This is a genomic window from Paenibacillus macquariensis (genome assembly GCF_900156375.1).
Lineage (GTDB): Bacteria > Bacillota > Bacilli > Paenibacillales > Paenibacillaceae > Paenibacillus_AQ > Paenibacillus_AQ macquariensis.
Map to the genome: position 1 here is coordinate 527,877 of NZ_FTNK01000003.1, position 14,699 is coordinate 542,575.

16 protein-coding genes, 1 rRNA gene and 1 other annotated feature are annotated in these 14,699 nt (G+C 41.2%); all 17 genes read left to right on the top strand.

All coding sequences use genetic code 11. The features are described from left to right. Nucleotides 1-22: 22 nt before the first annotated feature. Entirely contained in the window at nucleotides 23-685 is a 663-nt protein-coding gene (gene minC, locus BW961_RS08375) for a septum site-determining protein MinC (RefSeq protein ID WP_068583372.1), read from the top strand. A 3-nt stretch (nucleotides 686-688) separates the two neighbouring features. Continuing rightward, the gene (gene minD / locus BW961_RS08380; protein ID WP_068583374.1) at nucleotides 689-1,486 is read left to right on the top strand and encodes a septum site-determining protein MinD; all 798 of its coding nucleotides are present in this window, start codon (nucleotides 689-691) and stop codon (nucleotides 1,484-1,486) included. Between the two features lie 192 nt (nucleotides 1,487-1,678). Beyond that, nucleotides 1,679-2,485 carry a M23 family metallopeptidase gene (locus tag BW961_RS08385; RefSeq protein ID WP_068583377.1) on the top strand — a complete coding sequence of 269 codons (807 nt, stop codon included), beginning with the start codon at nucleotides 1,679-1,681 and terminating at the stop codon, nucleotides 2,483-2,485. Then, complete coding sequence (locus BW961_RS08390) at nucleotides 2,478-3,338, top strand: M50 family metallopeptidase (protein WP_068583380.1); 861 nt, start codon at nucleotides 2,478-2,480, stop codon at nucleotides 3,336-3,338. Before BW961_RS08385 ends, BW961_RS08390 begins: the two co-directional genes overlap by 8 nt. Before the next feature lie 87 nt (nucleotides 3,339-3,425). Continuing rightward, nucleotides 3,426-4,670 (top strand): Rne/Rng family ribonuclease, encoded by a 1,245-nt coding sequence (locus tag BW961_RS08395; protein ID WP_068583383.1) that lies wholly within the window; start codon nucleotides 3,426-3,428, stop codon nucleotides 4,668-4,670. A 58-nt stretch (nucleotides 4,671-4,728) separates the two neighbouring features. Continuing rightward, nucleotides 4,729-4,814 (top strand) — a sequence feature (ribosomal protein L21 leader region). A gap of 13 nt (nucleotides 4,815-4,827) precedes the next feature. Then, nucleotides 4,828-5,139 carry a 50S ribosomal protein L21 gene (rplU, locus tag BW961_RS08400; protein WP_068527065.1) on the top strand — a complete coding sequence of 104 codons (312 nt, stop codon included), beginning with the start codon at nucleotides 4,828-4,830 and terminating at the stop codon, nucleotides 5,137-5,139. 14 nt (nucleotides 5,140-5,153) lie between these two features. After that, complete coding sequence (locus tag BW961_RS08405) at nucleotides 5,154-5,486, top strand: ribosomal-processing cysteine protease Prp (protein WP_068583386.1); 333 nt, start codon at nucleotides 5,154-5,156, stop codon at nucleotides 5,484-5,486. Nucleotides 5,487-5,503: 17 nt separating this feature from the next. Further along, entirely contained in the window at nucleotides 5,504-5,809 is a 306-nt protein-coding gene (gene rpmA, locus BW961_RS08410) for a 50S ribosomal protein L27 (RefSeq protein ID WP_068527061.1), read from the top strand. Nucleotides 5,810-5,963: 154 nt separating this feature from the next. Next, on the top strand, nucleotides 5,964-6,704 hold the full coding sequence (locus BW961_RS08415) for a Spo0B domain-containing protein (protein ID WP_068583390.1): 741 nt from the start codon (nucleotides 5,964-5,966) through the stop codon (nucleotides 6,702-6,704). 13 nt (nucleotides 6,705-6,717) lie between these two features. Then, nucleotides 6,718-8,028, top strand: coding sequence for a GTPase ObgE (obgE, locus tag BW961_RS08420; protein WP_068583392.1), 1,311 nt, complete (start codon nucleotides 6,718-6,720; stop codon nucleotides 8,026-8,028). Between the two features lie 149 nt (nucleotides 8,029-8,177). Continuing rightward, nucleotides 8,178-8,615 carry an ACT domain-containing protein gene (locus tag BW961_RS08425; protein WP_068583395.1) on the top strand — a complete coding sequence of 146 codons (438 nt, stop codon included), beginning with the start codon at nucleotides 8,178-8,180 and terminating at the stop codon, nucleotides 8,613-8,615. A 43-nt stretch (nucleotides 8,616-8,658) separates the two neighbouring features. Continuing rightward, the gene (locus BW961_RS08430; protein ID WP_068583399.1) at nucleotides 8,659-9,945 is read left to right on the top strand and encodes a homoserine dehydrogenase; all 1,287 of its coding nucleotides are present in this window, start codon (nucleotides 8,659-8,661) and stop codon (nucleotides 9,943-9,945) included. A 246-nt stretch (nucleotides 9,946-10,191) separates the two neighbouring features. After that, entirely contained in the window at nucleotides 10,192-11,160 is a 969-nt protein-coding gene (thrB, locus tag BW961_RS08435) for a homoserine kinase (RefSeq protein ID WP_068583402.1), read from the top strand. Beyond that, nucleotides 11,157-12,041: a prephenate dehydratase gene (gene pheA, locus BW961_RS08440; protein ID WP_068583405.1), complete on the top strand. Its 885-nt coding sequence runs from the start codon at nucleotides 11,157-11,159 to the stop codon at nucleotides 12,039-12,041. The genes thrB and pheA overlap by 4 nt, the downstream gene beginning before the upstream one ends. A 75-nt stretch (nucleotides 12,042-12,116) precedes the next feature. Beyond that, nucleotides 12,117-12,266 carry a hypothetical protein gene (locus BW961_RS30390; RefSeq protein ID WP_156510112.1) on the top strand — a complete coding sequence of 50 codons (150 nt, stop codon included), beginning with the start codon at nucleotides 12,117-12,119 and terminating at the stop codon, nucleotides 12,264-12,266. Between the two features lie 206 nt (nucleotides 12,267-12,472). Next, nucleotides 12,473-13,966 (top strand): LysM peptidoglycan-binding domain-containing protein, encoded by a 1,494-nt coding sequence (locus BW961_RS08445; RefSeq protein ID WP_068583407.1) that lies wholly within the window; start codon nucleotides 12,473-12,475, stop codon nucleotides 13,964-13,966. A 445-nt stretch (nucleotides 13,967-14,411) separates the two neighbouring features. Then, a 16S ribosomal RNA gene (locus BW961_RS08450) occupies nucleotides 14,412-14,699 on the top strand; the annotation flags it as partial.

Here is a 14,699-nt window from a genome sequence, read left to right on the forward strand (position 1 = left end):
AGAAGATGGGAGGGGCAGGCTTATGACTGTAAAATCCAATCACGTCACGATTAAGGGCATCAAAGATGGCCTGGTATTCCTACTTGAGGACGAATGTGATTTCGAGGATTTATTGACCGAACTTCGATATAAACTGGAGCACAGCCATACAAATATTTTAGCTGGCCCAATTATACATGTGGATATAAAACTTGGTTCACGGTTTATCACCGGGGAGCAGAAGCAGAGCATCCTTGAGATCATGAAACAAAAAGGTAATCTGTTGGTACGGTCAGTTGAATCACAAGAATTGAAACCGGAAGAAGTTCTAGGTAGCAACATTACTGTGATGAGCGGAATGGTGCGTTCTGGTCAAGTTCTTCATCATGATGGAAATCTTTTGTTTCTTGGAGATGTGAACCCAGGGGGTTCTGTAACATGTACTGGGGACATTTATATTTTAGGTGCATTACGTGGAATGGCTCATGCGGGTTTTGAAGGTAACGAAGAGACCGTTATTGCTGCTTCTCATTTTGCTCCAACACAATTACGGATTTCTGATATGATCAGCCGTCCACCTGATGAGTGGGAGACATGGGAGACTCGTATGGAATTCGCATATTTACAAGATGGGGTTATGCAGATCGATAAGATGAGTAATATTGTACGATTACGGCGCGATTTTAACATGTTTAAGGGGGTGTAGTACATGGGAGAGGCTATTGTTGTCACTTCTGGTAAGGGTGGAGTAGGTAAGACAACCACAACTGCCAATATTGGAACAGCACTTGCTTTACTTGGTAAGAAGGTATGTCTGGTGGATACCGACATTGGATTGCGTAATCTGGATGTCGTGATGGGTCTTGAGAATCGTATTATTTATGATTTGGTCGACGTAGCTGAGGGAAGATGTCGGCTTGGACAAGCGCTTGTGAAAGATAAACGGTTCGATGAATTGTATATGCTTCCAGCAGCACAGACCAAAGACAAGGACGCCATTAGGCCTGAACAAGTAAGAGACATTATCCTTGAACTCAAGAAGGAATATGAATATGTGATTATCGATTGTCCTGCGGGTATTGAACAAGGGTTTAAGAATGCGATCGCCGGAGCGGATAAGGCTATTGTGGTTACGACACCTGAGAATGCCGCAGTTCGAGATGCTGATCGAATTATTGGACTTCTAGAAAGTTCCCATGTGGAATCTCCAAAACTCGTTGTGAATCGTATACGACATAACATGGTTAAGTCTGGTGATATGCTAGATATTGAGGATATTCTTCAAGTCCTGAATATTGATTTGATTGGGATCGTACCTGATGATGAGTATGTAATCAAGGCAGCCAATAACGGAGAACCAACCGTGATGAACCCTGATTCTAGAGCAGCGATCGCGTATCGCAATATTGCTCGTCGAATTCTGGGGGATACCGTACCTTTGATGCAAATGAATGCTGAACAAGGTGCATTCAAACGTTTTAAAAAGTTTTTTGGTATGGGGAAATAATAGAGTTATAGGATAGGGACCCTCTCAAAAGTAGCATTTTCTACTTTAGAGAAGGTTCCTTTTTTAATATAAATAGCAAAAGTTTTACTTGATGCGTTACTTCTTATATTTCCGAAAAGTAAGCTTGTTCTAAATAGATGGACATCCCTCATAAAATAGGTGAAAAGAAGCCTCGTAAGGGGGAGTGACGAAATGGATGATAAATCAGCATTGAAACAACGCCGAGAGGAGAGAATTCAGGCACTATTGGATTATAATCAGTCTCATCTCGATACGAGGAAGTTGTCCAAGGGGACTCAGATAGTTCAGGAACCAGATCCTGAAGTGTTGTGGAAAAAAGAACGTAGCCGTTTAAATGGATTCAATGAGGATGGTAGAAAAAATAATTTTGTTTCGAGTTTTACTTGGCGATTGTTGCTTAGTGGTTTGTTATTTGGAGTGATCGTTGGTGTATACCGTTTGGAACAGCCTTTGGCAGTTAACGTTCAGCAATATATAACACAGTCACTGAACCGAGAGATGGATTATCAAGCGGCAGAGGCTTGGTATGTTTCTCATTTCGGAGAAGCACCGACGATTATCCCTAGCTTTAAGGAAAGTCAGAATGATCCTCAGAAGGTCATTGCATCACTTTCATTGATTGCTCCCATTCAAGGAAATATAACAATGCCTTATTCTGTAGCTCTTCAAGGGATTGAAATCACGCCTAATGGCGATTCAAATGCTAACCATCCGGTTAAAAGCGTAGCAACGGGCCGAGTGATAGATGTGGTGACAGATTCGCTAGTGGGCAAGACTGTAACAATTCGGCATACAGGTGGCATGCTGGCTATTTATGGGCATCTCGATACGAATTTGAAAATAAACGATTGGGTCGAAGCGGGAGATTCGCTTGGATTATTATCTAATGCGTCTACGGAGCAGTCGCCATTCTTATATTTTGCAATCCAGAAAGGTCAAGAATATATCGATCCCACGGAAGTGATGTCTTTTGATTAATATTCGTGGGGTGACGCTATCCTTACATCCTCTTTTCGTTATCGTGATGTTAATGTCTATTTTGACAGGAAGTTTTATTGAACTGGTTACACTTTTCGTTATTGTACTTATTCATGAAATGGGACATATGAGTGCTGCAATCCTATTGGGGATTAAGGTCCGTTCGGTTCAGCTACTTCCATTTGGAGGTGTTGTGTCTATTGAAGACCACGGGAAACTCACAGCATGGAAGGAAATCATTATTGCGTTGGCTGGGCCTCTTCAGAATGGTATCATGATGGGGATTGGCATGACTTTTTTGGCGGAAGGATGGGGGAATAATGCGGCAATATCATATATCGTGCATGGTAATATGGTTATTGCGTTATTTAACTTACTACCCATTCTCCCCCTTGATGGAGGTAAAATAGTACAATCACTCGCAAGTCGATTATTTCCTTATCATTGGACTTTGCTATGGTCTTCAAGAGTGAGTATAGTTACTAGTATGGTCGTGATTGCCTACGCTATGCTTCCTCTAATTAAAGGAGAAGGAATCATACAACTTAATATATTAATGATTGGCATATTTCTATTTTATTCAAATCTCATAGATTATCGCAATCTGCCATACAGGTTCATGAGGTTTTTGATGAATAGAGATCTGATATATACAAAATACGCCATCAGTGGTTCAATTGCCCAACCAATTGTTGCGGATATAACGAAACATTTAGAGAATATTTTGCGTCTATTTAAGAGAGAGAAATATCATTTAATTTATATTATGGATAAAGATGGAAAAGTGATAGCCGTTTTACCGGAGCAACGTCTTATTGCAGCCTATTTTTCTCATGGTCGTCGTCTTCCTTAAGTGTGAAGTACGAAATTATTATTATACAAAATTCATAAGAGATTTCATGAACAATATAGTGAAATATCTTCTAGCAGAGGTGAAGCCATGAAACAGATGATCGTTAACTGTGAACCTAAGTTTACACAGATGGCTCTCATAGAGGAAGGAAAGCTTATTGAGTTTGCAACGGAACGCAGCCAAAGTGAAAGTTTAGTAGGTAGTTTCTATAAAGGAAGAGTTGTTAATGTATTACCGGGCATGCAGGCTGCATTTGTTGATATCGGACACAAGAAGAACGCCTTTTTATATGTTGATGATGTGCTACACCCCCATCTCGAGAAGCAGCCGAAGGTTAAACCTTCGATAGAAGAATTGTTGAAAGTAGGACAAGAGGTTGTTGTCCAAGTGATGAAAGAATCACTTCGAGGGAAAGGTCCACGGGTGACCACTCATTATTCGCTACCAGGACGCTGGGTTGTTTATATGCCCATATCAGACTATGTAGCTGTATCGAAGAAGATTCAGAGAGAGAGCGAACGTACGCGACTGAAGATTTTATGTGAACAATTGAGATTCCGTGGCGAAGGAATTATTGTGAGAACGGTATCGCAAGATGAGCCGCGTGATGCCATTCAAGGGGATCTTAAATTTTTACGCGCGCAATGGGAACTCATCCAAGAGCGTGCGAGTGAAGCGGAAGCACCTAGCCTGCTACATCGAGACTTGAGTATCGTACAGCGACTCATTCGTGATGTATTAGACCCCATACAAGATGAACTTGTCATTAATAATGTAAGGGAAGCAAATGAAGCGGAATTGTATCTGTCTGAAATGACGAATGGTATACATATACCTGTAAAGGTGTATCATGCACCTGAATCCATATTTAAGGCTTATGGTATTCGTGAACAATTAGACAAAGGACTTGCTCGAAAAGTATCGCTTTCAAGTGGCGGAACCATTGTATGGGACCATACGGAAGCTTTAACGGTTATTGATGTGAATACAAGCAAATACACAGGTGCATATAGTCTGGAAGAAACAGTAACACTGACGAACTTACAAGCTGCTGAAGAAATTGCTAGGCTGCTCCGTCTAAGGGATGTAGGTGGAATCATCATTATTGATTTTATCGATATGGAGGAAGAAGCTAATCGACAGAGTGTGGTGGAGATTCTGGAGTCGGTTATGAAAAAAGATCGAGCTAAGAGTCAAATTGTTGGCTGGACGAAGCTTGGACTGCTAGAGCTCACACGTAAAAAAGTTCGGGAAGATACATCTGTTATTCTGGATAAGGAATGTGATCATTGTAGTGGGACGGGCAGAATAAACGTCATTACAATTCATTGACTATACGTTGGGCTTATGTTATCATCTATTAGTATGTGTCTGGTGATTGTTTGTCCTGCACATGCTGTAACCGCTCCGGTCGGGTTGTGAAGTGCAGTGTTTTTACAGTACTGTCACCTAGATTAGGCGAGTCTGAGACATGAGGAGGTGCAAGAATATGTACGCTATTATCGAAACAGGTGGTAAGCAATACAAAGTGCAAGAAGGCGATGTGTTGTTCGTTGAGAAACTATACGCAGAAGACGGAGAAAGTATTACTTTCAACCGTGTACTAGCAGTATGTGATGACAATGGATTGGTAGCAGGTACACCGTTACTTTCCGGTGCAACTGTAGCCGCTACAGTTGAGAAACATGGTAAAGGTCATAAGGTTGTTGTATACAAATACAAACCTAAGAAGAACTATCATGTGAAGCAAGGTCATCGTCAACCATATACTAAAGTAACTATCGGAAAAATTCAGGCGTAAGAAGGTGCGATCAAGTGATTGTCGTACGAATCTTTCGTAATCATAGTGGTATAATCCAGAGTTTTAAGATCAAGGGACACGCGAATTATGCGAAGGCTGGAGAAGATATTGTATGTGCCGGAGTATCGGCTGTTACTGTTGGAACCGTCAATTCGATTGAAACGTTAACTGGTATTACTTTGAATTGTGATATGCATAATGGTTTCTTAAGTGGAGTGATTCCTCTTATTGAGGATGATGCTACTGGAAGCAAAGTGCAGTTACTACTGGAATCTATGCTAGTTATGTTGAATAATATTGCTGAATCCTATGGTAAGTATATTTTAATAGAAGAAGCTATTCTTTAAAGAAGGAGGTAGACAACATGTTAAAGTTGAATCTTCAGTTATTCGCTTCGAAAAAAGGTGTTGGGTCCACAAGAAACGGACGTGATTCCCAATCGAAGCGTCTTGGTGTGAAACGTGCAGACGGACAAACGGTTACTGGCGGAAGTATCCTAGTTCGTCAACGCGGAACTAAAATTCATCCAGGTACGAATGTTGGTATCGGTAGTGACGATACTTTGTTTGCAAAAGTGGAAGGCGTTGTGAAATTTGAACGTTGGGGCCGCGATCGCAAGAAAGTAAGCGTCTATCCGGTAGCTCCTGTAGCGGCAGCAGTGGAAGCTTAATTGCTATCGAAACAGTTGTGAACTGATAAAAAGCCTCCGGCCAATAAGTGCCGGGGGCTTTTTTGTAGGTTTTAGGATGATTTGGTGTGAGATTCTGTGCTATACTATGAAATGGTTAAATTACCCAATAGATGATTGAGGACGAGGTGATGCTGTGAAATCGTGGAAAAAGTTAGGGGCTCTAGCTATCATATCAACTTGGATTCCTTTGTCATTGGTCATATGGTATCCAGCTTTAATATGGTACGTCTTGCTTACGCTTTGGGTGGCTACAGTACTTTGGATCGCAATCTCATCTATTCATAGGCAGAGTGAGAGGGAGCAACGGTTAGTTATTCAGAGTATTGAACAGACTGCTATTAATACCTTGAATCATCATCGACATGACTGGATGAATGATTTGCAAATTTTATATGGTTATATACAACTGGGAAAGCATGATAAAACAATCGATTGTGTGGGAAGAATAAAAGAACGGATATACCTTGAGGGTAAGCTTTCAAAGCTTGGTATTCCATCTTTAGTTTTTTATTTACAATCCTTTCGGACTATAGGAAGTAATGTGGAACTTGAAGTCAACATCGCAGATGACTTACATCTTAGTGGCAGAATGAAACAAGATGCCATTGAGAATTGGGTATCTGCCATTGTGGAGGCTATTCGAGCATATCAATACGGTGAACTAACATCTTTGGGTGAGACCCGTAAGCTTACTCTCAGTTTTTATGAGGAAAATGGAGATGCGGTCGCTTATTTTGAAGGTGAAGGTTCACATGTGGACCCAGAAGTTCTTCAGCAACAAATTCATAATGTGGGACGTAGTAGTTCGATAAAAGCTGAGCAGGTATATTCTTCACAAGCTTCTTTCCAACTACGAGTACCGTGTGATACATGAGGAAGGTGAAGTTATGTTTGTAGATAAAGCGAAGATTTTCTTGAAAGCTGGCAATGGGGGTGACGGACTTGTTGCTTTCCGTCGGGAGAAGTTTATACCGAATGGTGGACCTGCCGGTGGTGATGGGGGTCGAGGTGGCGACATCATTTTTCGAGTAGATGAAGGACTTCGAACATTGATGGATTTTCGTTACCAGCGTCACTTTAAGGGGAATCCGGGTATCAAGGGGCGGAGTAGGAGCCAACATGGTGCTAATGCGGAAGATTCATATATACGTATCCCACCAGGTACCATTATCATGGATGATGATACTGGGGAAGTTATTGCGGATTTAACTAGGCACGGACAGGAAATTGTTGTAGCTCGTGGTGGACGAGGTGGTAGAGGTAATTGTCGGTTCGCAACGATTACTAATAAAGCTCCCGAAATTGCTGAGAATGGCGAAGCGGGTCAGGAACGTTACATTCTATTAGAATTAAAAGTTATGGCTGATGTTGGACTTGTAGGCTTCCCGAGTGTTGGTAAATCTACATTGCTGTCTGTCGTTTCAGCTGCTACACCTAAGATTGGTGCTTATCATTTCACAACGATTACGCCAAATCTAGGTGTGGTTGATGTAGGGGATAGTCGTAGTTTTGTTATGGCTGATTTGCCAGGACTAATCGAGGGTGCTCATGAAGGTATTGGACTTGGACATGAATTCCTTCGTCACGTTGAACGAACTCGCGTTATTATTCATGTGGTGGATATGTCTGGCTCTGAAGGCAGAGATCCTTATGAAGATTGGGTTAATATCAATGAAGAATTGAAATTGTATAATCCAGGACTTGAGAAGCGTCCACAAATTGTAGCGGCAAACAAAATGGACATGCCTGAATCTGAAGAGAATTTAGCCTCTTTCCGTGAACAAGTTAAACTTGTAAGACCGGATTTAGAGATCATGCCTATCTCTTCCTTGACACGTAAAGGTATACAGGAATTGCTATACCGCGCAACGGACTTGTTGGATCAACTTGTAATTGAACCAGTAGTAGAGGACGTTCCTGAACTCAAGGAAAGAAAAGTATATAAATTGGATCCGAAGGATGACGATTCCTTCACAGTTGTTCGTGAGAATGATGCATTTATCATTACGAGTGCGAAGATTGAACATCTGATGCAGAGAATGCAGCTTAATTCGCATGAAGCTATCCTCAAATTAGGTCGAATTCTTCGAGCTATGGGTGTGGATGAAGAGCTTCGTAAGCGTGGAGCGGTAGATGGGACGATCGTTCGTCTTGGCGATTTCGAATTCGAATTTGTTGAAGGTAGTAGTTATTACTAAATCCACATATATAAACCGTATCTCTGTACTTTTAAAGTACAGGATACGGTTTTTTTGCGGAAAGGGGCTTCTATCTCTTGACCCTCGAAGGACAAATATATTATAATGTCCACTATACACAAACAGTAGTCTTTGAGGAGAGGACGTTCTTGAAAGAACGCTATTATTTAGTTCGTGAAGATATTTTACCAGAAGCGGTCATAAAGACGATGCAGGTGAAGCAATTACTTGCAGTCGGGGATGTTAAAACGGTTCATGAAGCCGTGGAACAAGTGGGTTTAAGTAGGAGTGCATTTTATAAATACAAAGATGGAATTCATCTTATTAATCAATTGGAACGCGAAAGAATTGTTACGATATCCATTGATTTAGAACATCGTTCAGGGATGTTGTCTAAAGTACTAAGTCTTGTGGCAGGTCTTGGTGGTAATGTTCTAACTATGCATCAAAGTATACCGTTACAAGGGATTGCCAATGTAGTCATATCTGTAGAGATTTCACGGCTTAGTGAAGGACTTGGTGATATGCTAGAAGGTATGAAAGGCGTATCAGGGGTTAAACGCGTCCATATGATTGGACAAGGATAGGCACAAATAAAGCTTGAATGACGTGATTGAGGGGGACGAATTAATGAAACCGGTAAGAGTGGGGTTATTAGGATTAGGAACTGTGGGTACAGGGGTAGTTCGAATTGTAGAAGGAAATCAGGAGGATTTAAGTAGTCAAGTGGGTTCTCCTATTATTATTTCGAAAATTGCTGTAAAAAATAGTGATAAATCAAGGGGTGTATATATTGATCCCGCAATACTAACAGAAGATCCGTGGGATGTTATTCGTGATCCTGAGATTGATGTTATTGTTGAAGTGATGGGTGGAGTGGACCAGACTAAAGCTTATATCTTAGAGGCTTTAGAATATGGGAAACATATTATAACTGCCAATAAAGACCTAATGGCATTGTACGGTTCTGAAATTCTGGCTAAAGCACAAGAGAAACAATGCGATGTATTCTACGAAGCTAGTGTGGCTGGTGGTATTCCGATTATTCGCACGCTAATTGAAGGGTTCTCTTCGGATCGTATCTTGAAAATAATGGGTATCGTGAATGGAACAACGAACTTTATTTTGACTAAGATGAGTAAAGAAGGCGCTTCTTATGATGATGTATTACAAGAGGCACAAGAACTTGGCTATGCAGAGTCAGATCCAACATCTGATGTTGAGGGACTGGATGCAGCACGGAAGATGGCTATTCTAGGGACACTTGGATTTAGAACGAATGTGGAGTTGAAAGATGTTAGTGTTCGTGGTATCTCCCAAGTGACCAAAGAAGATATTGCATATGCTAAACGTCTAGGATATGAAATGAAGTTGTTAGGAATTGCGGATCGTGATGATGAGCACATCAGTATCAGTGTTCAACCTACAATGGTACGTCGCAGTCATCCGATTGCATCTGTGAATGGTGTGTATAATGCGGTGTATGTGTATGGTGAAGCTGTTGGTGAGACGATGTTCTATGGCGCAGGCGCAGGGGCTATGCCTACAGCAACTTCGGTGGTAGCTGACCTTGTGGCAGCGATCAAGAACTTGAAGCTTGGTGTGAATGGCTTGAAAGCCATTGTTCCATATAAACAGAAAAAGCTCAAAGATGATGAACAAATTAAGTATAAGAACTTTATTCTTCTACACGTAGATGATAAGGCAGGGGTGCTTGCACAAATCACGCAAGCCTTTGCTCAATTTGATGTAAGTCTAGAGTCCGTCGTACAACAACCGAACGAGCATAATCCTTATGCTGAAATTGTCATCGTAACTCACGATGCTAGTAAAGCTAGTATGAACAAGGTATTAGAGCATTTTGAGGGGCTTGAAGTTATTCGTACAATTAAAAGCGTTTATCGCGTTGAGGGATAAACTCAGAGAATATATTTGAACCGACTCCTTCAGGATCTGTTGCAGTGTGCAACGTACTGAAGGAGTCTATAAATTGAAATGCTAAGGATACTTCCTAAGTGGGGAAAGCGTAGTATATGTGCTAGCAGGCAGAAGGTTGAAAGATCTCAATATTTCAATGAAGACTGTTATTACACAACCTACTGTTGTAGGGAACTATGAAGCGACTGATATGGATGCTATCGCTAAGCTGGAAGAGGAACAGGGATGATTAGGAGTCAAGGTGTATGTGTGAAGGTGCCGGCCAGTACGGCGAATTTGGGACCTGGATTCGATACGTTAGGAATGGCCTTATCGTTATATTCATGGATTGGAATGAAAGAGTCGGAGCATACTCAGTTTCATTTGTATGGCGACCAAATGAATGGATTAACTGCAGATAAAACCAACTTAGTATACCAAGTAGCGCAACTGGTCTTTGATGAGGCGGGTGTTTCGCTACCGGAGATTGAAATCTCAATGTATTCTGATATTCCTTTAACCAGAGGTCTCGGGAGTAGTGCTTCAGCTATTATTGGGGGAATGGTTGCGGCAAATGCCTTAATTGGTTCACCGTTGTCCAAGGATAAGTTATTCGATATGGCTTCAAGGTTGGAAGGTCATCCTGACAATGTGGGAGCGTCTTTATTTGGTGGAATTATCACTGCTGTATGGGATGGGATACATGCTGATTATATAAGAATGGAGCCTCATACCAATTTGGAAGTGCTTGTCGTTATCCCGGAATTTCAACTATCGACTTCGGATGCTCGAAAGGTGCTACCTGATCAAATAAGTCGTGAGGATGCTGTTTATAATATCAGCAGATCGTCGCTACTTGTAGCTGCGTTATCACAGGGAAGATTTGATCTCATTGGAAGAGCAATGTCTGATCGATTGCATCAGCCGTATCGTGCAAGCTTAGTGCCGGGTATGTCTCGCATTTTAGAGGAGGCTCCGAACCGTGGCGCTCTTGGTGTCGCTTTAAGTGGAGCGGGTCCAACTTTGTTGGCATTAGTAGATCGTGGTAATCTTCGTAAGAGAGATTTGGAAACATATTTGTTGGATACGATGAAGGAATATGGAATTCAGGCATCAGCTAGATGGCTTGATCCTTCAAGTGATGGCGTTATTATCAGTGAGAATATGCCATCTAATTCATTTTTGGATATGATAAAAGGGGAAGTTGAAGCATGAAACGAATTGCATTACTACCAGAAGGGTCTGTCTCTCATGAGGCTATAGTTCATTTGTTTGGCGATGAACCAGTGGAATTGTTGTATTATAAACAGATTTCCGACGTGTTTCGTTCAACCGTTCTAGGAAAAAGTGATTATAGTGTAATCCCCATTGAGAATACGATTGATGGCTCAGTGAGCCTACATATGGATTGGCTTGTGAATGAAGTAGATATTCCTATGCAAGCGGAGTGGGTCTATCCTTCCATACAGAATTTAATAGGTGATCAAGAAGCGTTTCTTTCTGAAGATGGAGAGATGGATTACAGTAAAATCACTAAAATTATTTCTCATCCAGTGGCTGCTGCTCAATGTATGCAGTTTATTCGTAAGCATGCACCGCAAGCTGAGGTAGAGCATGCAGGGAGTACTTCAGAGGCTGTTCATATTGTCAAAAAGAATCCAGGACAAGGATGGACTGCGATTGGCACAGTTCTGGGAGCTGCAAAGTATAAGTTAGATGTAATGGCCGAGCGAGTAACGGATCATGATAATAACTTTACTAGATTTGTGCTAATTGGTTCTGATCCTGCACGTCTTCAGCGCGAAAGTAATCAGATGAAAACGAGTGTTACAGTAACACTTCCAGAGGATTTCCCGGGGGCACTTCACCAAGTTCTTTCTGCATTTGCATGGAGAAGGCTTAATTTATCTCGAATTGAATCTCGTCCAACGAAAAAGAAACTGGGTAATTATTATTTTTATATTGATGTTCTTGCTGAGGATAGTACAGTGTTGTTACAAGCAGCCATAGCGGAGATTGAGGCATTAGGATGTCAGGTGCGTGTATTAGGTTCTTATCCTTGTTATGCTTATGATAAAAATCCAGAGGTTAAATAATCAATCATAGATTTTTATGCGGATTCGTATTTACGAGCGCGATATATCTCGCTATCATTCGAAGAAATTCGATTAGTGAGATGTATACCTGCAGATTACACTGCAGACGACTTTTTCACTGGAACGGCTCTAGAAGTGATTGTGGTTAGACAAATCGTGGGAAGAAATATTGGTTCAGGTCAAGTGGTTCCAATAACACTGAACTTACTAGAAGAATTCCCATAATATCTTGAATCAAGATGGATATGAAGTGCGGGGAGAATGATAATCTTCGCACAATAAGGTTGTTCTCAGTAAAAATCCTTTCATGGCTAAGCCGTGAAAGGATTTTTTTTGTCATCAATGATGTCATCCGCCCAACACTTGCATAAGATGAGAGTAAAGAAGGCGGGCATATGCCGTCTATAAGAAGTTTAGGAGGTTTTTTCCACGTGAAAATACACATGGTAAAGAAGGGCGACACCTTATATGAGTTATCTAAGAAGTATGGGATATCTCTAGAAAAGCTAATTGAGGCAAATCCGCAACTGAAAGACCCGAACAAATTAAACATAGGTGAAAAAGTCAAAATCCCAACGGAATCTATTTCTGCCCCAATGCCAGAACATATTATTCACAAGCATGTTGTGAAGCAGGGAGATAGTCTTTGGCAGCTATCTAAAGCATGGGGAGTAACATTGAGGGAAATGATCGATGCTAATCCTCAATTGAAAAATCCAAATGCATTGCTTGTGGGAGAAATAGTGAATATCCCTAAAGTTGGAATGAAAGAGGTAGCGAATGGAGAGTTGGTAGGTGGAAATGCGAACCACAACAAAACAACTCCAGGAGGGAAAACGTACACAGGTCCTAAAGTAGACACATCACCAATTCAAACACTCCCACCTGTTATCCCTCAACTTCCACCAATTCACGACAATATGCCATTGCCAAACGTGCAATTACCAAATGTTTCCATGCCTAGTGTCCCGATGCCAAACGCTTCCGTTCCAAATCCACCGGCACCTAACATCGCACCAATTCAACATATTCCGCCACACCATGTACCAATGCCACTTCCTGAGTTACCAATTGTAGAAGAAAAAATAGAGATGAAACAACACTTGTATATACAGTATACTGTCCCTACTCAAGAAGCTGTGGAACATGCTCCAGAGAAGTCTAATCCCTGCCCTCAGGTGTCAGAACAAATGTGTTATCCTGGGATTACGGAAGGTTATTCTTGGAATCAACTACAGTGCGAACAACCAGCATGGGAACATCAAGGTTATGGGCAACAACCGAATTGGGTACAACCGCAATTTACGCAACCATCTTATCCTATGATGCCGCATATGGTGCATGAAGGAACAGATCATTGTAATCCTAACATTTCACCGTATGGTACTTCATTTGCTGGTGGACTATCAGGTTATGGGGGCGAGAATCAAGGATTGTCACCACTATCGAATAATATGGCACCGCTATCGAGTAATATGGCACCACTATCGAATAATATGGCACCACCAGAAAATGTCTCTGTATCTTGTTCAAATGTATACTCTTGCATATCGCCTTACGATTGGACTTTCCCAAATTCAATGATGCATGGGCAAGGCGTTGAACATATGGGGCAACATCCAAATATGTTTGGCTATTCACAACCCGAAGCTCAAGTTACGCATGATTGCGGATGCCATAGTAGAGAAGGTGTTCAAGAATCATCGGATGTTGGTGACGTTGCAACTATTTCGGAAAAAGCAGTTATTGGTAATGATGTGAGTAACTCCACCTTGGAGTCTTCAGAATCCATTAGTGTTGCGAAATTGAAGAAGGCCAAAACCTCAAGTGTGAATACAGGCAAAGGTAGAGCAGTTAATCAAGGCGGAGATAAAAAACAAAAAAACAAACAACAGAAGCGTCGTAACCCTTGGATTAAAAAATAAGTGAGCTTAAAATTAAGGCCAGCGATTCATAATCGCTGGCCTTAATTTATTTGTATATTATTAGCATTTGCCAACGTAGTTAAATATATGTTAAGTTATTAACCCAACCGATAAAAGAATGATGGTTGATATGGCGTAGTTATAAAGAAATTGCCCGGGTAGAAAATCTAAATAGAAACTTATTTCGAAAAAAACTCTTGCATTAAGATTCACTGCGTGATATGATATAAAAGTTGTCACCGAGACACATTGGTAACGACAAAATGAAATAATTGGTCTTTGAAAACTGAACAACGAGTGAGTAGATTTCACGAAAGTGAAATCAAAACAAGTGAGAAATCATTTGATAGAGAATGAAAATTCTCGCCAGTTTGTTTCAAAATGAGCATTTCGCTCTTTCTAAAATTGATTCCAAATCACTGCAAAGCTGATTTGAAATCAATATAATTTGGAGAGTTTGATCCTGGCTCAGGACGAACGCTGGCGGCATGCCTAATACATGCAAGTCGAGCGGAGTTGTTTTGAAAGCTTGCTTTCAAAACAACTTAGCGGCGGACGGGTGAGTAACACGTAGGTAACCTGCCTGTAAGACTGGGATAACTACCGGAAACGGTAGCTAATACCGGATAATTTGTTTCTTCTCATGAAGAGACACTGAAAGGCGGAGTAATCTGCCACTTATAGATGGGCCTGCGGCGCATTAGCTAGTTGGTGAGGTAACGGCTCACCAAGG

Bases quoted from the DNA above. Each gene is read 5' to 3' on its own strand.
- minC (WP_068583372.1), top strand. From the start codon at position 23: ATGACTGTAAAATCCAATCACGTCACGATTAAGGGCATCAAAGATGGC.
- minD (WP_068583374.1), top strand. From the start codon at position 689: ATGGGAGAGGCTATTGTTGTCACTTCTGGTAAGGGTGGAGTAGGTAAG.
- BW961_RS08385 (WP_068583377.1), top strand. From the start codon at position 1,679: ATGGATGATAAATCAGCATTGAAACAACGCCGAGAGGAGAGAATTCAG.
- BW961_RS08395 (WP_068583383.1), top strand. From the start codon at position 3,426: ATGAAACAGATGATCGTTAACTGTGAACCTAAGTTTACACAGATGGCT.
- rplU (WP_068527065.1), top strand. From the start codon at position 4,828: ATGTACGCTATTATCGAAACAGGTGGTAAGCAATACAAAGTGCAAGAA.
- rpmA (WP_068527061.1), top strand. From the start codon at position 5,504: ATGTTAAAGTTGAATCTTCAGTTATTCGCTTCGAAAAAAGGTGTTGGG.
- obgE (WP_068583392.1), top strand. From the start codon at position 6,718: ATGTTTGTAGATAAAGCGAAGATTTTCTTGAAAGCTGGCAATGGGGGT.
- BW961_RS08430 (WP_068583399.1), top strand. From the start codon at position 8,659: ATGAAACCGGTAAGAGTGGGGTTATTAGGATTAGGAACTGTGGGTACA.
- thrB (WP_068583402.1), top strand. From the start codon at position 10,192: ATGATTAGGAGTCAAGGTGTATGTGTGAAGGTGCCGGCCAGTACGGCG.
- pheA (WP_068583405.1), top strand. From the start codon at position 11,157: ATGAAACGAATTGCATTACTACCAGAAGGGTCTGTCTCTCATGAGGCT.